General features: G+C 31.7%; 12 protein-coding genes. All 12 read right to left on the bottom strand.

Features of this window, described 5'->3' with window-relative positions:
- Nucleotides 1–159: 159 nt before the first annotated feature.
- A complete protein-coding gene (locus tag ACN0WY_RS13150) occupies nucleotides 160–1,095 on the bottom strand; it encodes a hypothetical protein (protein WP_417800655.1) in 936 nt (311 codons plus the stop codon).
- Between the two features lie 328 nt (nucleotides 1,096–1,423).
- Entirely contained in the window at nucleotides 1,424–1,981 is a 558-nt protein-coding gene (locus ACN0WY_RS13145; RefSeq protein WP_417800654.1) for an REP-associated tyrosine transposase, read from the bottom strand.
- Nucleotides 1,982–2,943: 962 nt separating this feature from the next.
- Nucleotides 2,944–3,357, bottom strand: coding sequence for a hypothetical protein (locus ACN0WY_RS13140; RefSeq protein ID WP_417800653.1), 414 nt, complete (start codon nucleotides 3,355–3,357; stop codon nucleotides 2,944–2,946).
- An 11-nt stretch (nucleotides 3,358–3,368) separates the two neighbouring features.
- On the bottom strand, nucleotides 3,369–7,886 hold the full coding sequence (locus ACN0WY_RS13135) for a polymorphic toxin type 43 domain-containing protein (protein WP_417800652.1): 4,518 nt from the start codon (nucleotides 7,884–7,886) through the stop codon (nucleotides 3,369–3,371).
- An 8-nt stretch (nucleotides 7,887–7,894) separates the two neighbouring features.
- Nucleotides 7,895–13,060 (bottom strand): hypothetical protein, encoded by a 5,166-nt coding sequence (locus tag ACN0WY_RS13130; RefSeq protein ID WP_417800651.1) that lies wholly within the window; start codon nucleotides 13,058–13,060, stop codon nucleotides 7,895–7,897.
- 58 nt (nucleotides 13,061–13,118) lie between these two features.
- Nucleotides 13,119–13,730 carry a hypothetical protein gene (locus tag ACN0WY_RS13125; protein WP_417800650.1) on the bottom strand — a complete coding sequence of 204 codons (612 nt, stop codon included), beginning with the start codon at nucleotides 13,728–13,730 and terminating at the stop codon, nucleotides 13,119–13,121.
- A 36-nt stretch (nucleotides 13,731–13,766) separates the two neighbouring features.
- Complete coding sequence (locus ACN0WY_RS13120) at nucleotides 13,767–14,300, bottom strand: OmpH family outer membrane protein (RefSeq protein WP_330486980.1); 534 nt, start codon at nucleotides 14,298–14,300, stop codon at nucleotides 13,767–13,769.
- A 73-nt stretch (nucleotides 14,301–14,373) separates the two neighbouring features.
- Nucleotides 14,374–14,901 (bottom strand): hypothetical protein, encoded by a 528-nt coding sequence (locus tag ACN0WY_RS13115; RefSeq protein ID WP_417800649.1) that lies wholly within the window; start codon nucleotides 14,899–14,901, stop codon nucleotides 14,374–14,376.
- Nucleotides 14,888–16,102: a hypothetical protein gene (locus ACN0WY_RS13110; RefSeq protein WP_417800648.1), complete on the bottom strand. Its 1,215-nt coding sequence runs from the start codon at nucleotides 16,100–16,102 to the stop codon at nucleotides 14,888–14,890. The genes ACN0WY_RS13115 and ACN0WY_RS13110 overlap by 14 nt, the downstream gene beginning before the upstream one ends.
- Nucleotides 16,103–18,250 (bottom strand): type II secretion system protein GspD, encoded by a 2,148-nt coding sequence (locus ACN0WY_RS13105; protein ID WP_417800647.1) that lies wholly within the window; start codon nucleotides 18,248–18,250, stop codon nucleotides 16,103–16,105. It lies immediately after the preceding gene.
- A 6-nt stretch (nucleotides 18,251–18,256) separates the two neighbouring features.
- Nucleotides 18,257–19,504, bottom strand: coding sequence for a hypothetical protein (locus ACN0WY_RS13100; RefSeq protein ID WP_330486984.1), 1,248 nt, complete (start codon nucleotides 19,502–19,504; stop codon nucleotides 18,257–18,259).
- 36 nt (nucleotides 19,505–19,540) lie between these two features.
- On the bottom strand, nucleotides 19,541–20,272 hold the full coding sequence (locus ACN0WY_RS13095; RefSeq protein ID WP_417800646.1) for a hypothetical protein: 732 nt from the start codon (nucleotides 20,270–20,272) through the stop codon (nucleotides 19,541–19,543).
- Between the last annotated feature and the right edge of the window lie 172 nt (nucleotides 20,273–20,444).

Here is a 20,444-nt window from a genome sequence, read left to right as displayed (position 1 = left end):
TCGAAATAACGAATATTTTACTGTTATTTTGAATTGTAGAGTAATGAAAGGAGAAACCGTAAGGTTCAGCGAAGCTAAATCTCAAAAATGCAAATTTCTTCCTTAAGGAAAGTTAACTACATTGATTTTTACGGTTTTTCGTTTTTCTTAAAACTACAGTTAGTTAACTGTAAAACTCGTTACTTCACTTTTGTCGCTTCTATTCCCTGCTTTATCAAAAGATTCAATATACCAGTAGTATGCTTTTGCTTCTACATTTTCTTGTGTAAAACTTTTGTCTGTTCCCTCAGCTTTAAAAGCTAGATTATTTAAGCTTTCATCTGTATAAACGTATAAGCTATCTAATTCACTCGTTCCTGCTATATTTTCTCTTTTCCAAGTAAAGCTCACCGTAGTTTCTGTTTGTGAACTAGCATCTGCTGGTGTTGTGTTTTCAGGGATATTGGGTTTTACCGTGTCAACAGTTAGTTTTCTTGATACATATTTACCATTTTGTGTGCTGCTCTGCGGTCTAACCTGCCATGTATAGGTTCCATCAGAGAAATCAACATCAATCGTTGTGTTAGTTATGGTTGTATCTTCTTCTAAAGTCCCGTTGGTATCTGGTTTCCAAATTTGGACTCTATACTCTACCGCTTCTGGTAATTTTTCCCAAGATAACGTTTGATTAGATACATTTGTCATGACATCATCTTTGGGTGAGGTTAACACCAATTCTTTCGTCGTAATATCCCCTTCATATACATAAAAAGCTTGTGAGGTATAAGGTGTTTCGTACTCTGAGTTTTTTGCTCTCACTCGCCATTCATAATTTCCTTTTGTCAATGCTTTTGCAAAAGAGTTTTTACTGATTGTTGTATCTAATACTACTTGTGCTGCGTTTTCAAAATTTGGATTCGCTACCTGTAATTGATACTTCTCTGCTCCTTCAATACGTTCCCATAAAAAAGAAATACTCCCTTCTGGTAAGCTCACCCCTTCTTTTGGAGCTGTAACGGTTACTGCTTTGTCTGAAATATCATCTACAAACACTGCTTCACATGCAGCTACTAAAACAATTACAAAAGCTAATAAGATTGTCCACTTTATTTTCATATAATACAATTTATTTTTCTTGAATAGAAAGTAATAATATACTTCTAACCTCCTACAAATGTAAAAAAATACTATTTACCCTAATAGCTTTTTTAGTGTGAATAATGTTGCTATTTCGAAAGAACATATACAAACTTCGTATAAGTGGATTACTTCGTCTCACACTCCTCGTAATGACACACTAGAACTGTCATTGCGAGCGAAACACAGTAAAGCGAAGCAATCTTTACATTACAGAACTCAAAACAACATACAACAACTCAATCAAAAGATTATTACGATAGTTACTGCTAATTTGTAACTGGTGGTCTTTATAGTAAATCAAACATCATTTTAAAAAACCAATACTATCTATTTCTAGTATAGTCTCATCCTCTTGGTAATTTCTAGCACTTGAATACTTCCAATCATCTGGGTTTATTACAAAACCACTTTCTACAGGATTGTTATGAATATAGTCTATTTTTTGTTTGATAACTTTTTCACTCCATAGCTCTATAGGTTTGTTATGCTGTTGCCAAAACTGGTATTTACGCGTAGTTACATTCTTTTTTCCTGCTCGTTCAAACATCCACAACAACCATTCTTTTCTGCTTTCTTGCGGATTATCCTTAATAGCTTTTATAACTTTTTTTGAAGTATGTCGTTTAAAGTCTCTTAATAGTCCTGACGGTTGCTCATTGGCTGATCGAAATATAAAATGTACATGACTTGGCATAAAGCAATAACAATACAACTCCATTCCTTTTTCTTTTCTACAATAATTAATACTTTCTGCTAACACATCAAAATATACTTGCCTCGTAAACACATCTATCCAGTTAATTGTAGCAAATGACACAAAATAAAGTCCTGATTTATTATGAAATTTATAATTTCTACTCATGGCTTTACTAAAATACAAAAACTACCTTACATTTTACTGTAAAACAGTTTCTTAATTATTTTATTGATAATTGCACCCGTCAATTCTTCACAGCTACCGCTAGTATTTACTAGTGGCAACAAAGGTTAGAAAAACAAAAAACTACTCTAATTCTTACATTAGAGTAGCCTTTATAATTTACTGTTGGTATTTTCTTACTCTTACCCGCTTACTCATAACCGCCACTAGTTACAAACTAGCGGGAGCGGGGATTTAGCTCCGCTGAACCTTGTAGTTTCTATGTCATAAAGAAGCAGATTTCTCAGTCGCATACTCCTCGTAATGGTACTTAAAATTATTTATTTTAATTCCCCAAAACAAGTAAATCTTTTGACAACAAAAAACTACTCTAACTCTTACATTAAAGTAGCTTATATTATTTCTTTTATTACTTTGCGTACTCATAACCGCCACTAGTTACAAACTAGCGGGAGCGGGGGTATTAGAACCGCTATTTTAAGCATAATAGAATGAGACAAAACAATATTAAAATACAGAACTCAAAACAACAATACAAACTCAAAATAAACAGATTACTTCGTCGCATACTCCTCGTAATGACGCTTAATATTAATTCCTTTAATTACCCAAAACAAACCTCCTGATAACAAAAAACTACTCTAATTCTTACATTAAAGTAGCCTTTATAATTTACTATTGGTATTTTCTTACTCTTACCTGCTTACTCATAACCGCCACTAGTTATAAACTAGCGGGAGCGGGGGATAAAAAACATATTTTTTACCTTATTGATAACCTTGTAAAAGCTACTAAACTTAAAAAACTATCTAAAAACAAAAAAATTACCTCACAACCCAATGCAAAGTAGCTTTTTTGTAACTTCTTGTATTGCCATTGCAAATGGCTAATAATATGCTCGTTTCTTTTTAAACTTCCTTTTAATGCTTGCCATTACGCTAATGCTAAATGTCAAGGTGCGGAGGAATTATTGCTTTATTATAACTTCTTAAATTAGCTTTGTCTACCCAATTAAATGATAACACTTCCTCACTTAACCAGTCTATCTTCATTTTATTCTTATGAAGAAAATTTAAATATAAAAACAACCAATAATTTGATTCCATTTTAAAAATCAAACCTAAAAGTTCTTTAAATGGAAAAATATCTATAATTTTATTTTCTTTAAAATACATTTGTAAACTACTGAAAAGTGTTTGGGGGTCAATCTCTAATAACCTTAAAAAAGCTATTGTCTTATCAGATTCTTTAAAACCTACTAAAATTTTTACACCTTCATCAATTATTAACCATCCATCTTTCCCAATGAATAACGAATATCCCTTATCTTTATCCTCTATAATATTTATATAATCCACACTGACTAAAATTAAAACGATGGTCCCATACTATGATTATGTTTACCAACATGACTAGTATATGATTTCATAAAACTATTAAATTGCGTTCTTACTTCTGGTGTCCAGTTTTTCCAATAATGCCCTGACATTTCATTAGTCATTATATCTCCGTTACTATTCCTTTTAAACATACCTCCAACTACATTTCCACTTCTGCTTTTACCAAGAGACAATGCAAGGTTTTGATGGGGAGACAGACCTTTTACTGAATATTTAACATTTCCTACTAACAGAGTATTACTTTTAGGGTCAAAAATAAACTCAACCGAGTTTTTAGGTCTATAGTTGCTAAATCTGCCTAATGATTTAGCTCTTTTACTAACTTCTATTACACCAGGAGCAGGACCAGAACCTCTTAATTTATTATTCGTCCCTTTACCAGGTTTTACCCCTAAATTAGAACCAAATAAATCTACAGGTAAAAATGCGTTAGATATATCCGATGCTGCAGATTTGTAGACGTTTAATGCATAAATAGAATAAGCCGCTCTTGTGTCATAAGTAAAAGCTTTTATTTTTTCAAATCCTAAAACTGCAATATTATCGTGAATCTCTCCCCAAGAAGCATTATCATCTCCTACATTAATAAGCCCTTGAGCACTTAAATCAGCACTACCTTCATGCCATTCCGTTTTCCCAGTTTTTAAATTTAAATACCAATCATCCGTTTCACCTCCATCAGGATCAATTTTATTCATCGGGTTATTCCCCATACCTAAGTAAGGAGAATTAAATTCTCTTTTTGGATCAGTAGTTAACCACCTTCCTATTCTAGCGTCCCATAAACGTAATTGAAACGCTTCCTTCCCAGTTTCTGGGTCTTTCTCCTGTCCTTGATAGGCATATCTATAAGGTTCTCCATTAATGATTTGTCTATTTGGCATTGGCATACCAAAAGGATAGTAATCAGTCCTACTTATTGCTACCGCATTTGAGCCTTGTTTTGCAATCACTGCTCGTACATTTCCTAAATGGTCGGTTAATTGGTAAACGCTTGTACTAGTTTCTTTATTGTATACTCCTAACCTATTTGCTCCGTAAATTGGTAATTCTTTTAGAGTAGTACCCTCATAAATTGCTAATACACTCCCTGCTGCATTGCGTACATAATTGGTGGTCTTTGTTGGTGTCCCTGTACTATTATAGCTTATTTTTTGTAATCGTTGTCCTTTGTCATCATATACAAAGGCTACACGTACTTTATCATTATATAATACTTTGGTTACTAAACCACTTGCATTGTACTCATATGTTACTTTTTCTGCCTTGTTTTCTATTAATTGACCAATACTATTGTACACATAATTTCCTGCATTCTGTGTTCCAATATCTTGTACACCAACATTTCCTTTAGCATCTATTACACGATCTAACTTATTAGATTTTACTCCTTTATATTCATACGTTAGTGCATCCATACCATTATCTCCTCCTTCAGTATTTTTATTTCTATTCAAACTTAGTATGTTTCCGTTTGCATCGTACGTAATATTATTTACATCGTAATCTCCATTTTGGTAGTTTCCTGAGCTTGGAGATACTATTTTTGCAGAAAATGTTAAGGAAGTAGACGCTTTTACTTCAAAACCTGGTTGTAATGTTATGGAATTTGTTGCTTGTTTATCTTGGGTGTTACTCACTAAAGTGTTAAGAGTAAGCGTTTCTGGTGCATTGGCCTGTGCAACCCCTGTTCCGTTAAACTTCGCTTCTTGTAGCCAATTGTTCTTATCGTATTTGTACCTGTATTCTAATGCTGTAGTACTAGTTTCTGTTGGATTATTTTTTGTATTCCATTTCATGGCTTTGATATTACCATTAAACTGGTCTGTAAACCCTGTTATTGCATTGGTTTTAAATCTACTATCACGAATATAATCTCCCACGTGATAATTTAACTGTAAGCCAAATAAATCGGTATTATCTCCTCCTGGATCTTGTGTACTTGTTAGGTCTGGGTGATTGATTCCTTTTAATTGTCCGTTTAAATTATATACATAATCTATTCCTTGAATGCCTCCTGCTAATTCAGTTCGTTTTAATGCTCCATTTTTATAGTACTTGTACGTTGCATGTGGAGTGAATGTACTTCCATCCGTAGAGGTTTTCACCTCTGTTAAAGCTTGTGTATCGGGATCGTAACTATACCAATGAATAAATTGCTCTGAAGTGTTTTTTTGAAAATATACTTTAGTTACTTGACCCGTTACAGGATCGTATTCATAATCAATTGTTTTAGCACTAGAAAGTCCACTACTTTTTTGTACCATCCATTTTACACGACCGTATACATCATAACTATAAAAAGTTTCTGATATTTTTGCTCCTGATTCATTTGTATTATAGGTATACGCTACATTTCCTGATAAAAAAGTAGGAGTTTCATACATAGTACTTACCAAACTATTAAGTCTTGTTTGACTTGTTGCAGACAAGTAATCATATTCTGTAAAGTGTTGTTCTTTACGTGTTCCTGAAAAACTATTAGTCATATCTCCATCAAGTGTAGAAAATGTTCCTGAAGCTACTCCACTTTCTGTTGGACGTCCTAACGCATCATAGTTTGTATATGAAAATTCTCCTACAGCCGCTTGTTTTGAGTTTTGTGAAAAACGTATTTGTCCGTCTTTTCGATACTTAAAATTAGCCATTCCTTCATCTGGACTTGTGGTTGACACTAACTGACCTAATGAATTATACGAATAGGAACTCTTTAAATTATCATCATGGCTTACCGTAGCTTTTAACTCATCTAAACAAGAAGGATTAAATCCTAGAGGTTGCAAACTCGCTGTTAATTGTCCTACTTCGTTATAATAGTTTAAGCTATAATCGTAATAGTTCACCTTATAACGAACACCCACAGCTTCACCTGATAGTACTGGTTGAATTTTTTTGTTCCCATCAATATAGGTAAGCGCATGACTCTTGGTTAAATTGTTAGCTCCTATATACTCTACACGATAAAAACCTGCTTTTGTGATATCTCCATCATTCTTTTCTGTCTTTAAATTGTATATCTTATAATCTGCAGGGTTTCCTAATAAAGTAGCAGTATTGTTACACCCTTCTGGAATATGAATATCAATATACTTTTGTTCTCCAATCAATGATAACACTTCATACTGTTTAGCTCCTCCCGCACGAGCGGCTCCTAATGTCTTCCCATCTGCATCTGTAAATACGACGGCTTCGTTTCCTTTTTCATCTTGCACAACACTTTTTCCTGCCTTTAACCATACTATATGATTATTGGTATTATTCAATACTGCTGAAATATTAGTATACGTATCAGCTACCGAAGGGTTACTTGGAAATGCATTATAACCAAAAACATAGTACATCTCTTGGGCTGCTGGCATTGAAAAACTATAACCTCGTTTCCATCCATCTGCCTCTGTTACTGTACCATCACCACTAGTATCGTGCTTATTTCCTCCTACAGTCTGTTTTACCGCCCCTGGATTTAACGTGCTATACAGTGTTCGTGAATAAGGACGAGTCGTCTGGTCTTGAAATGCTTCTCTATTGGCATAGTGAGATCCTAATGGATTAGAATCGGGCTTTATAATTACTGAATTAGCTACATCTTCCGATTCGACATCACTTGTTGTTAATAAACTTCCGTCATTCTTCTTTACAAAATCACCCCTAAATCCAAATGACACAGGACTTTCTTCTGGAGTAATTGGAGCACTTAGTGTTTGTAACCCTGGGCGCCCTTGTGAATCATAAAAAGTTTGACTTGCCCACGTATTCTTTTTCTTAATATCATAACTCTGTGATTGCTCTAACTTTCCTAAATCGTCATAATACGATTTTCCGGCTCCTACCAACTTACCTGTAATATCATAACTTTTCGACTTTACCCAGTTCTTATATCGATCGTCTAAATCATCTTCACAACCATTATTTCTAGAACTTGCTTCAAAAGGACAATAATCTAGTTTATTGGTAACAAAATCTCCTAGTTCATTAGAAGCTGGAGTACTACTTGCATAAATAGGTTTTGCATCGTAATTACCAAAACCATCTCTATCTGAATCTAAATAATACGTGTTTAAATTAGGGTTACCTTGTTGCTCTATGCGTATATTTCCCCCTGGTATTAATCCATACATCTCATCTCCCGCATCTTCTACTAAACTTATTGATGCATATCTTTTGTTTGGTGTGTCATTAGATGGTATTGTTACTGTTAAAGTACCTCCACTGAAAAAATTTGAGGGGGTAAATGAAAACCAATTTTCATAGGTTAAAACTTTTAACCCTTCATAACAATATTTTGAGCTCACTGAAAATGTGAGTGTATGTGAACCATTACTTAATGGTATAGTTTCAAAACCTAGTACTATGTTATTATACTTAATTGTTACCTCACATGGATAGTCTCCATCTATAGGCTCAAAAGCTAATCGCTCTTCCTGGGCAAAAAAAGTGCTTGTTAACAACAATAATAAAACACTCAATAGTATTTGTACTTTTTTCATAGCTCTTCTTATTGATTATTTCTTTTATAATTATACCTGTTCTCTGAAACTTTCTCAAAACCTCCTTCAATACCTGCCGACACATTAGTGACTGTTTCTACTTGTGTTTCTATTAACCTACCTGCTGCATCATAAATATAATGGGTAGATAATCCATTTGCTCCTGTAATATAACTTACTTCATCCCACTCGTTGTATACATAACTCATCATACTTGAACTCACTGGGTGTAACCTAAAATCATCAATGTAAGAAGTACCTGAGCTTACTGTTACGTAAATATTTTTATCTCCTGTTGTAAGATCAAAATAATGTGTCATTAAAACCCATTCTCCTGCAAAAACTTTCTCTCCATTAAACGCTTTTAAACTTCCATCATTTATACGAATATTTCCATAATTAGCCTTATCAACCCATACCGATACTTTATACTTCCCTGGACGATATTTTGAATTACGCATCGTTAACAAATACCCTTGAACACTTGAAGTTGCTTTTACACTATACTTACCAGTATGTGCTTTATCTGCTGTGCGCCCTTGTGAAGAAATCCCTCCGTCAAAATATGAAGGATTCTCGCTTGATAAATATTCTGCTCCGCTATAATGCATCTCGTCATATCCTGCATTGGCTGTAGCAATTACCTTTGAATAATTATCCCCCATTTTGGTAGCTGCATAATTACCATTGATATCTTTTATCTCTATCGGTTGAGAGAATTGATTATACTTAGTCACATTGCTAGTCTCTTGCCAATTTGTTGTTTGAGCTAATCCAATGCCCCAGTTAAAATCTACCGAACCATCTGCTTCTGTAAAATCTAAGGTACCATCTTCGTTCTTAGCTCCTTTCCAAGTATACGTTTTATGCTTACGCCAAACTTTTATTTTCTCTAAAAATTCTGCCCTTTGCTGTTGCCCAATACCATCATTAGGGTAATTATTTAACTCTTCATCTATAATTGAGTTTCCGTTATTACCAATATAATCCCAAACGTTATTCCATGTAGTGATACCTACTCCTAAAGGCTTCCAATCATTATCCTTATATATATAACTATAGTTAGCAGCCTCTTGAGTCAACATGTTTTTATTGTTAATATCATCAACCTTAGAGCCCATTTTTGAATACTCATTTATGGTATAAGCTGGGACTGCCTTTGTTTTGAACGCTGTTCCATCACTGGCATAAGTTCGAGTCTCTAAAACCTGACCCGTTAAAAAGTCGTGCTTGTCAAAATGTTTAGTAACTGTCAAGCCTCCTGAGGTCTCCTCTACACTCTCTAATACACTTGGGTAATTAACTTTACTAAATAAGCCATAGAAATAGCCTACACGGTCAGAACCATAATTATTATAAAGGTCGTCTTGTTCCAACCTTTGAATAGCTCTAAAAGTTTCTTGATTCACACCTATTTGACTGTCTTTATCTAGATTCTTTTTGTACTTATATTTAATATCACTTAATAGTTGATCTTCTTTATTAAATTTTTGAATTCTTAGCAACCTTCCTAAATTAGAACTATAATCCTTTAAGGTATACTCATAAAAAACATTTTCTATTTCTCCTGATATTTTCTCTGTTACAGAAAGATTCACTTTTATACCATTATCTAATGTATAAGTTTTGAGATTATAAAGACTATTTAAATAATAAGGACTAAGCGTTTCAAATTCATATTTTTCAGTTCCAATGACTTTCTCATTTGAATCTAAAGAAACAACTTGAACATTACTGTAGAACACCCCTGGAGAGGGAATATCTTTTGAGTATTTTACAAATGAAGTCCTAAATCTATTATCATCACTTTTGGGTGTATAGCAAGTAATGCCTGAAACTCTATCATTAGATAAGTAATAATAATTTACTGAACTAGATACTCCTGTATCGTTTTGTACTTGTATATTCTTTACTCGTATTCCCCCTCCTAGCTTTCCATTTGGGTTCTCTGCACTAGTGTATGATGATGAATTACTTACTAGAGAATAAGATAATCTACAATATTCATCTCCTTCACCTGTCTCATTTACTGGTCTTAAATCCGCTCCACAAAAATCTAAATAACGTCCACCAAATCCATGCTCTATAAACTTTAATTTCATATAATATTCAGTAGTGTTAATTTCTTCTATCACACATTTCGTAGAATATAAAGATTCTTGATTGCTATTCCAACGTTGCCCATCATAATAACGTGCATTATAATATTTTAAGTCTATTTTTTCATTTATATAAAAGCTGTCTTCTATACTAAGGCTTGTACCTTTTAGATTTGGGTCGAAATAAACAAAATAATCTTCTCCTACTTTTTGAACATCTAAAATCTCATTACCAGCGTAAGGGTCATTTGGATCTAAATTTGGGTCATCCGCATAAAGAGCATAAGTATACAATTTAGTATTAACATCATTTTTTCTTATGGCTTCATCTTTATAGGAATCCGACTCATACTCTAATTTAATTTTAGATCCTGTTGGGGTTGTTATTTGGTCTAAGCTCCACATCCAAGGTTTAGTTTTATGATACCCCCAATCATCAACATTTGCTTTATCATAATTTTCAGTATTTAGATATTCAAACTTATATGGAGGAATTAAAACTGTACTTTGTTTTCCTGCAACAACTACCTCTTTTAACGTAAGCCTACCTTTTGATATGTTTTGTGATGTTGGAGTGTTTTTAGCTAACTCATAATTATAGTTAAAAGTTATAACCTTAGTTGCTTCTTTTTCTATATTTAAATTATCAATATCATTTACATCTAACACTTTATCACTAAAATGACTATTAAAAGATGTTAATATATTAGGGTTAGTATAAGTAATATATGGTACATACATAGTTGCATTATATCCATTATTAAAATGGATATTACCCTTTTGTATTGAAGTTAAATTTTGTCCTATGTTTTTACTTAAACTTTGTAAAACACTTTTATTATTTTTTATAAGAATAATTTTTGATAGTTTTAGTGTTTTGTTTTTTGGTATATCAAGATACTGAGCTAATCTTCTTTTTGAATCAACTTTTGCTACTGATACAATTTTTCCATTACTATCATAAAATAAATCATAATCACCTATTTTTTCCTCTTTTCTTGAAACATAACTTTTACTATAATCCGTAACATTAAATTCTCCTGAAAAATAGCTCTTATTTCTTCTAATTATTTCAGCCCCTTGATTATCTTCCCTTAATGATTTTACAAATAAAGCTGTATGTGTTCTTGTTCTAATAGCATCTAAATAATAAATTTGTTTTCTTCCCCATGAATAATAATTTTTTTCATAGTATCTATCAAAACCTACACTAGGTGTTCTCCAACCAAATCCGTCAGACCATTTGCCATATTCAAACTCTACCCAATACCCATAATCTTCACTATCTAACTCACCATTATTATTTACATCAACATAATCAGGTCCTGTTACAGCTGTTAGTAACCAATGTGTTGCATACTGTTTTGTTTGAATCTTTTCATAAAAAGCTTCTTCCTCAGTTTCTTTATCACCTATATTTCTATATACATTTTCAAAATTATATACAGGTAAAGAATAATGATACGTTTTTCCATCCATAGCCGTAATTTGGAAAGCTCCGATACCTTCTCTTTCAAATTCAACATCATTTCTATCTATTCCTTTTGCTTCAAAAAAAGGAACATTATTAGTAGAAGATAAAATATCTTGATTAGTAAATGTTTGAATATAACTTCCTTCTCTTTTTCTATTATTTGATTTTAACAAATCTCCATTAGAAGTCTGAATAGTATTATATTTTACATCATTAATAGAAGTAAACTGTAACATTTCTGATGGTGATGTCCCTGCAACTCCATCTCCAAAAGGTCTTGTTGTACCTTGCTTACTAATTCTTAAAAAAGAGTTTACTGATTTATTAAAATGGAAATTAACCTTATTATTCAATTTATATATACTTGCACCTGCTTCTACTGGATCTACTACAAATTCTTTATTATAATCTGTAACATATTTGCCGTTACCATAATAATCAGATCTATAAGTTTCACCTTTTAAATAAAGTGGTACTTCTTCAAAAAAAGCTGGTGAAATACTTCCAGATAACCCTTGAGCATTCAAATTATATCTATCATAATCTGGATAGAGAAAATCTGCACTATAACGTGAAACCCAACTGATATGAGAATTCACATCATAAATCATTAAATCCATGAAATAATCCTTATTTTGTAAGAAATTTTCAATGCTATTATTAGCATAAGGATATAAAATACCTGTAGTTTTAGATTCTTCAAACTTATATAATTGATATTCAATTTTTCTATGACTGTAACCTATCCAAAAGAAACCCAAATCTAATCCAAAACCACTTGTATCATCATTAAAATAAATGTCATCCTTATTTACTTTAGATATAGACCCAAAAGACGATACACTATTATTATTATAACTAGCAGAGAAACCATTAGAGTTCAAGGACACTCCTATTGAATTCTCTCTGCTTAGCATTATGCTTCCTGAAAAACCTGAAGAAGTATTAAACTGACCTCCTAACATTAATCCAGTATTTCCCAAACCAGTACTAACTCCAAAGCTCAGACCTGAATTAGAAGACATTCCTAAACTAAGACCTCCAGCGGAAAGACCAGTACTAAAACTTGGTCCAGTTTCTGAGTCTATAGTTAACCTTCCATAAGACACATGCCCTAAAGACACTGATCCTCCAAAAGCTCTATTACTACCCCAAGAAGCACCTAAGCCAATAGTAATTCCATTAGGTAAAGCCCCGCCTATTGAAAAACTATAATAATTTTCTTCATAGCCTTTGTCATAAAAAAACTCTTTAATTTTTGAATCTCCTCCCCAATCATCCGGAATTCCACTCACCGATCTATTTAAAACACCTGGGTTAATATTCCAACCAAGGCCTACCCATGAGGCCTCTTGATCCATCGCTATACCTGCATGATAACTCAATGCTAAAGGGTAGCCTCCTTCAGGAGAAGGTATATTCAATATAGGCAGTACATAGCTTAAGTCTCCTGTAACTAAATTTACCATGTCGGTAGCATCCACTGGTTCAAATGCTGTAACCTCAGGAGATATTGGACCTTGTGCATTTATTTTACAGACTAGTGAAAATAACAATAAAAAAATAGCAATGGTTCTTCTGGTTTGTTTATTCTTTATCATATTTGGTTGGTTTTCTATAAATAGATTGCTTCGGTCGTTTCCTTCCTCGCAATGACAATTATTTTTTAAACTTTATTGTAGGTTCGTTCTTTATAATTTTTGTAGGTACTTTAAACTTCACTTCTCCTGTATAGGTTCCTAAATCTCCTATGGTAAGGTTTAAATATGCTTCTTGTAAATACTTCTCATCTCTGGGATATACAAACAGCATTGTCGTAGCTCTGCTCATTCCGTACATTCTCGGGTATACATAATCCAATAAGTCTAAGGTATCTTTCTTGGGAGTAAACACATGTACTTTCTTATCCATTCCGAAAGCCAACTCATTTACCATAGCGCCAAATTCTTGTCGGTTTCTTGGAGTAGTACTTAGTAGTTCTTTATTGTCTCTTGACATTGACAACGTAAAGTAAATATACTGACTATACTTTTCTCTTAGTTTGGCTACCTTTTCTGAGGTTACTTCATCTCCCAACTCCTGATCTACTAATAAATCTGTAGGTTTGTATAGCAACGTAAAATCATAACCATTTACATTTTTCTCTTGTAAATAGTTATGATTTTTGTCTTGTAAGTACTTCCACATCAATTCCTTTGTTTCAAAAGTTTTTGATGTACAACTACTAAGAAGCATCAGTATTGATGCCAACAATAAACAAATACGACTCATAGCAATAACAGTCTATTTTATCCTCTTTAGCTTTTTTTACTTTCCTTCGAAGTCTGAGTTTAATCCCTGCAACACTTCTTCTGTTAAGTCAGCACTCTTATCGGCATACATTACATTTCCAGAACCACTGGCTCCGAAAATAATTTTGTAGCCTTTTTTCTTACCAAACTCCTTTACGAAGTCATTAATATCGTTCACAACTGTTTGGGTTGCCTTTTTATCTTCTTCTTGAATTTGCTTTTGAACAGCTTGTTGATAGTTGTTTATTTGCTGTTGTTTATTTCCTAACAACTCTTGCTTTAACTTCAACTCTTTGCTTGAATAGCCTGAACGTTCTTTTTCGTACAGTTTTAATTCTTTTTGCCAATCGGTAACTAAACTATCTACATTAGATTTTAAAACCTTGGCTTTCTTTTCAAATTCTCCTCGTACTACCTTAGTTCTTTTATAACCATCTAATAATTTATTTACGTCTACATATACTAACTCTGAAGTATTCTGTGAATAAAAAAATGTAAATAACGACACAATTAAGGACATAGAAGCTAAGCCTATAGCAATTTTTTTCATAGTATTTCTAATGTTTTGTTTTCTTATAAATCTCCGCAAAAATAATATTTTCTACTTTTTACCCAACTATTTTTCACTTTGTTTTTACTTTTTGTAAATAAATTTTTAGAAACAACTCAAAAGTGTTTTTTCTATAATTTTTATTTTTTATAAAAGTTATAGAAGTTACCTCACCTAACCGTTGATTTTCTAAATAATGTAAAAACGATAATAATGCTGTAAAACTTCCTTGAACTTCAATAACATAAGTTTCTTTGATTTGTTTTGATTCGAACTTGTGCGGTGAACTTAAAGAGGTAAGTTTTAGACTTGAAGTATCTTGCGTATATTTTGTTATTTTATTCAGTAATAACTGTTGAAATGATGCATTAACTTGTAAGTCATTCACCTTTAATATTGAATCTAAAAACACATTCTCTTGCACTAATGTATTAATTAGTTTATCAGCATTTTTCGCATATTTTAGCCTTTGCTGTTCTTTTTTATAGTTGTTTTTTAAATCAATCGTTTTTTTTATCGTAAACGGATAACTAATCAAAAGCACCATTACAAAGCCTGCAACTAAGAGTATTAAATTTGTATTTGAACTATTCTTTTTCATTAATAATTGTAATAAATAATGTAAAAGAGTTTTTTTGCCTTGTTTTGTTTTCTAAATCATTTACAACAACATCATCAACCCATTTTAATTTAGCTAGTTCATCGACCCATTTTGATATTTCATAACTATCAACAGCTTCTCCTTCAACTACAAAAACATTTTTCTTATATAAAATTTCTTTTTCTTTTTTTATCTTTTTTTGTAATGGTTGAAAAGTTATCTCTTTTAACAAAATACTACTTGGTACTCCATAAGCAATTTCATCTACATACCATGAAATTTTAGATTCCAATACAGAGTTGAAATTATTAATTAATGCTGCTTTTCCTTCTCGTTTTGTTTTAAGCTCTTCAATAAAGTCTTTGTTATCTTTTAATGATGATAATTCTCCTTCTACTTTTTGAATTTCGGTAGTATAATGACTAAAAAAAAGAAAATTGACTAGAAACAAAAGAAAAAGGAAAATTAAAGAGACCATAAGTCCTTTAGAAAACAATCTTTTTTTTACGAATTCCTCTTTTAGAGCTTTTACACAACTTTCTTTATTAGATTCAATAGGAATTATTACGTCAAAGAAAAAATATAAAATTGAAGAAAAGCCTAGTAAATTTTCACATGATAACTCTACACCATTTACATCATATCCTTTGCTATTTCCTTTACTTTCTTCAATACTTAAAAGCTCATTTCCTTCTAAATAAATCTTTGAATTAGAAGTATAAATAACCTCTTTTGAAATATATGAAAATATATTTTTTACTAATCCGTTTCCTAAATAAAAAGCTACAATATTCATTTTAGCTTCTTTAAAAAGCCTTAGTAGTTTGTTAACGTATTCCTTCCTAACTATAGATACTAATCCTTTTTCTTTTCCTTTGTATACTTCATAAAAAAAATCATCTGTACTTATATTGGGAAATGCAGATTGAATTACTTCATTTTTTCTACCTGACAAAGAAATTAATGAGACTAATTTTGTAATTACATTTTTATTATTAAAAACGATACAAGTAGGTACCAATGTATCTTTTGCAAACATTAATAGTTCATCTAATTTTGTAAAAGAGACAGTTTCTACAACTATAAGTTCATTCTTTTTTTTCTGTAATTTTAAATAATTTATACATTCATTACCTTCAGCATCAAAAGTAAATTCAATTGCTGTAAAAATATTTCCGTATTTTAAATTACTAAATTTCATTTATTTAATAATGGTAGGTCTTATCAGTACAGATAATCTTGATTTAGATGCAGTACGTGTTCTTTTACTGAATAGCCATTTTATTACGGGAATTCTTGCCAAAAAAGGAACTCCTGATCCAGAATTTTTCTTTACATTTTCTTCTAATCCCCCTAAGATTACTACATCCTGATCTTTAACTCTTACTGTTGATGTAAACTCTCTTGAGTTCATACCCGGAGGTGCTTCCGCATCAATACGTTCTCCATTAAAACTAGATTGTAGCACATTCACGCTTAATGTAATTTGTTCATCTCCTGCTACTAATGGTCTAATAGAGATTGACAAGTTTGCGTCTATTGGATAATAATTCTTTATCTCCGTTGTTTGCGGGTTTTGCGAACCTATTACATCTCTTCTTGTTACCGCGTAATACGATGTTACTCCGTTAGATAATGTTGCATTATGCCCATTAAGAGTTGAAAGTTTTGGCGTTGACCTTACTTTTACGTTTCCGTTAGACTCCATAGCATGGATACGTGCATAAAAGTTTGGAGTAACTTTCCCAACATTTAATGCTCCAAAACCATTAAAACCTCCTATTATTTTATTTATTGATGCTGCTCCTAAGGTTAAGTCTGTTGATGAAAAAATTTTTCCACCGTCTTTAACTTCACTCTCTGCCAATCCAAACTCTACTCCTGCATTTAACGTATTGGTTTTGTTTACCTCTAAAATCATAACCTCTATTAAAATTACAGGTACTGGTTTATCTATTCTATTAATAAAACTTTTGAATTTTTCAATTTTTTGCTGATCTCCAGTAACAACAAATGCATTGTGTTCAATATCTGTTTTAACCTCTAAGTCTTTAATTAATTCTTGAGGTAAAATATTTACTAAGGCTTCTGATTTAGACTGATGACTACTAAAAGGTTGTCCACCGGTATTGTTTATTCTTTGTTGATAGTTATTACCCACTCCCCTAGATTGCTGACTGTTAAAGTTTTGCCCTCCATTAAAAGAAGAATTATTATTGTACAAGCTATTTTGAGAGAAACTTGAGTTACTTCCAAAGTTTGCACTACTTCTTCTACTCTGCATCGGTTGGTTCATTACTTCAATTGACCTATGCATTAACGGGATAACAACCGAATTTCTTAAGGAGTTTTGTTCTCTTTTACCAAAGAAATAAATATTGTTTTCTATTTTAAAAGTATACTCTGTGTCTTCTAAAACTTTCTCTAGTAAATTATCATAACTAATTTCACTTGCTTTTACCGAAGCTGTTCCAATATTTGTTAATGGGATATTTGTAAAGCTATTTACATTTAATTCATACCCAATATCCTTAATAACAGATTCAATAGCTATGTTTTCAAAATCTACCTCTAATTTTTTACTTATAGAATCTAAGATCTTAAAATAAAAATTGGTATTTCTATACCTAGCTGGTCTAGGGTTAACTTGTGTCTTTCTAGTATCTCTTACATTTTTTGAAACAGTATTATCTACAAAACCTTCAAATAAGTAATAATTATCTTTAGTTTTTGTTACCGTAAGATTATTAGAAAACGCTAATTTATCTACAGCACTCTCAAATGACTTTTCTTTTATATATCCAGATATTTTTTTATAGCCAAGCCCTGGTGAAAACACTAGATTTTTTCCAGTAACATCTGTTATTTTTTTAAACGCTATAGACAAAGTATCATTCTGTAAGTCAATTGAAAAAAGATCTTTACTTTTATCATAAGTAACAGGTATATTTCTAGGCACGTACTTTTTTACCTCTTCCTTTTGCTGAGGCAACTTATTAAGTGATATAATATTTCCTGTTAATTCTATAGTCAAATTGTACTCTTTACACAAGTACAACAATACATCTATAACTTTTGCATTAGAAAATGAGTGTGTCAAATTGATGTTTGACAATTGTGGATCTACACTAATGTTAACTTCACTATCCTTTCCTACTGCTCTAATAAAAGTAGGCAATTGAGACTTACTTATATTAAAATCTACAGGTTTTAATAACCCTGGTACTTTAGTAGTTAACTCATTAAGCTGGTCTCTTAAGGTAGAAATTCGTATACTTTCATTGTTGCTTTGAGAAAAAACAACTCCAGATATCACGAATAGCACTATAAAACTAATTCTTTTTATCACAAAATCTTATTTTATATTGTTAAGAATAGTAGCAACTTTCTTTTCTAGCTCCTCTATTCTGTTGGTTTTATCCTTTAAATTTTTATTTTCTTCTTCTAGCTTTTTCAGCCTATTTTCTTGTTGAAGTGTATACAAGGTTAATTCTTCTATTTTTTGAAGTAACTTCTTATTCATCTCTCCTAACTTTACTCCATTCTTTTCCACTTCTTTTGCACTTGGTATATTTTGTAGATGTCCTTTCTCTTTAATATGCTTTGCTACTTCTTTTAGTGTTGGTAAATTATATTCTTTTTCAAAAACATAATCTGGCCAACCTACCAAATCTACTTTTACTTCTTTTGAATGTATAGTTCCATTGACAGCTAGTTTAACATCAGGATTTGTCGTACCTATTCCTATATTGCCATTAGTTCTTATAGTAAGACGTTCAATCCCATTAGTCTTTAATAATAAATTTTCATCTGCATTAATTCCTAAATTAAAATGACTAACCCCTTCTGTTCCTATATAATGTGTTGAATTACCACTTGTAGCTCTTTTACCTTGAAAAGTAATCCCAGCTGAATTACTTGTTGATGTAGTAGATATTTTTATTTTACTATCTCCATTATCTTCTACATGTAGTTTTTCAGCAGGGGATATTACACCTATCCCTACATTTCCATCAGACTTAATAACCATCTTTTCTGATCCGGGAGTACCATTATAGCCTGTGTAAAACCGATGGTTATGTTGGCTAAAATAATCCAAATCTCCACTACTAATTCCAAAGCCAAAATAGTTGTTGTCTCCTCCTTGCCATAAAGTGATTTTATTTGGCGAAGCGCTAGGATTAGAATGAGAATTATCAAAAATTAGTTTATTTGCTTTAAGTACTTTTACATTCCAATCTATAGTACTCTTATTCGCATTGGCAGATGTGTAAAATGTTTCCCAATTACTCCATCCTTGATTGTTATACTTTCCTAGCCTAATCTTAGGAGCATTACCTCCATTTATTCCTTCCCCATAAGGAAAATATAATTGAAATGTACCACCGTCTTGTGTTGTTGAGTAACTTCCACCTGCTAAAACTGTTCCATAAGAAAGAAAACCATTAACTGGTCTAACAAAAGATAATTGAAGTTTTTTTGAAAACGTTTTAGGTTCATCTGTACTATTCCAAACATTATCCGCTAAAGCAGTTAATTCAGTTGTTTGTGAGTGTAAAGAGAATGATAATATAGACGCTGTTATAAAAATGTATTTTTTCATAATAAACAATTTTTGTTTTTCTTTTTCTAACTTCTATTAAAACTTAAAGCTACTTTCAGTTAATTGTTCTAATAGCTTATTCGGGTTTCTATTGGTGTTCTCATTACAATTTTCTCCTTCGTCTAACAAAGCCCCAATTTTTAGTTTTTTTCTATCTGTTAACTCCCAGCAAAATGATGATAGATCATATCCAAACGTTACCATACCATATAAGTTTAGCTTATCTATAAGTTTACCATTTTGGTATAGCATTAAATACTGTTCTTTATTATTAAGCGTTTGCAAATAAAACGCATTTGTTTTTCTTATCTTTTCAAGGTTTGAAGGTGTAACTACAACTCTTACTTTTGATACTAATGAGCTTGTGTAATTACTTTTTATATACTTATAAACTTCAGGATTTTCATTATTTAGAGCGCTTATCACCCCAACCTTGTCCATAATTTGTAGTTCGATAAATTTTGGTTTTTCTGCTATAGAATCTATATACGTTATTGTATTCGCATTTGAAGTTTGCTGTATTGATTTTATATACCTGTTATACGTTGTTTTATCAAAACTTTGAATAACCGCAGCTACTTTAATTTTTGTTTCATATCTGGGAATACCAAAAACACGATACGCTGTTTTTTGTATCGATCTTTTTTGTTCTCCTATTACCCCTAACTCAATTGGTGAAGAAGCTAAATGTAAGGTCTTTTTTTTAGGTAATACATTACACGATATCATCATTGAGGCAATGATAACTAAAAGCAATTTTTTCATCATAAAATATATAGTATATTTCTAATTCAACGCAAATGTAAAAAATAATTTTAAAGTAACGCTTGTAGATACTTAATAGAGTTTAAAATGTGTTGATTATGAAATGTCGTTGGTTTAAAATTACCTCCCGTAAAAGCAATTCCTCTACATGGTAGTATACAATATACCACTCTCA

It is taken from the genome of Tenacibaculum sp., assembly GCF_048269885.1.
GTDB lineage: Bacteria > Bacteroidota > Bacteroidia > Flavobacteriales > Flavobacteriaceae > Polaribacter.
Note: the sequence above shows the minus strand (reverse complement) of the source record. Positions and strands in the feature narration are given on the sequence as shown.

Bases quoted from the DNA above. Each gene is read 5' to 3' on its own strand.
- ACN0WY_RS13150 (WP_417800655.1), bottom strand. From the start codon at position 1,095: ATGAAAATAAAGTGGACAATCTTATTAGCTTTTGTAATTGTTTTAGTA.
- ACN0WY_RS13145 (WP_417800654.1), bottom strand. From the start codon at position 1,981: ATGAGTAGAAATTATAAATTTCATAATAAATCAGGACTTTATTTTGTG.
- ACN0WY_RS13135 (WP_417800652.1), bottom strand. From the start codon at position 7,886: ATGAAAAAAGTACAAATACTATTGAGTGTTTTATTATTGTTGTTAACA.
- ACN0WY_RS13130 (WP_417800651.1), bottom strand. From the start codon at position 13,060: ATGATAAAGAATAAACAAACCAGAAGAACCATTGCTATTTTTTTATTG.
- ACN0WY_RS13125 (WP_417800650.1), bottom strand. From the start codon at position 13,730: ATGAGTCGTATTTGTTTATTGTTGGCATCAATACTGATGCTTCTTAGT.
- ACN0WY_RS13120 (WP_330486980.1), bottom strand. From the start codon at position 14,300: ATGAAAAAAATTGCTATAGGCTTAGCTTCTATGTCCTTAATTGTGTCG.
- ACN0WY_RS13115 (WP_417800649.1), bottom strand. From the start codon at position 14,901: ATGAAAAAGAATAGTTCAAATACAAATTTAATACTCTTAGTTGCAGGC.
- ACN0WY_RS13110 (WP_417800648.1), bottom strand. From the start codon at position 16,102: ATGAAATTTAGTAATTTAAAATACGGAAATATTTTTACAGCAATTGAA.
- ACN0WY_RS13100 (WP_330486984.1), bottom strand. From the start codon at position 19,504: ATGAAAAAATACATTTTTATAACAGCGTCTATATTATCATTCTCTTTA.
- ACN0WY_RS13095 (WP_417800646.1), bottom strand. From the start codon at position 20,272: ATGATGAAAAAATTGCTTTTAGTTATCATTGCCTCAATGATGATATCG.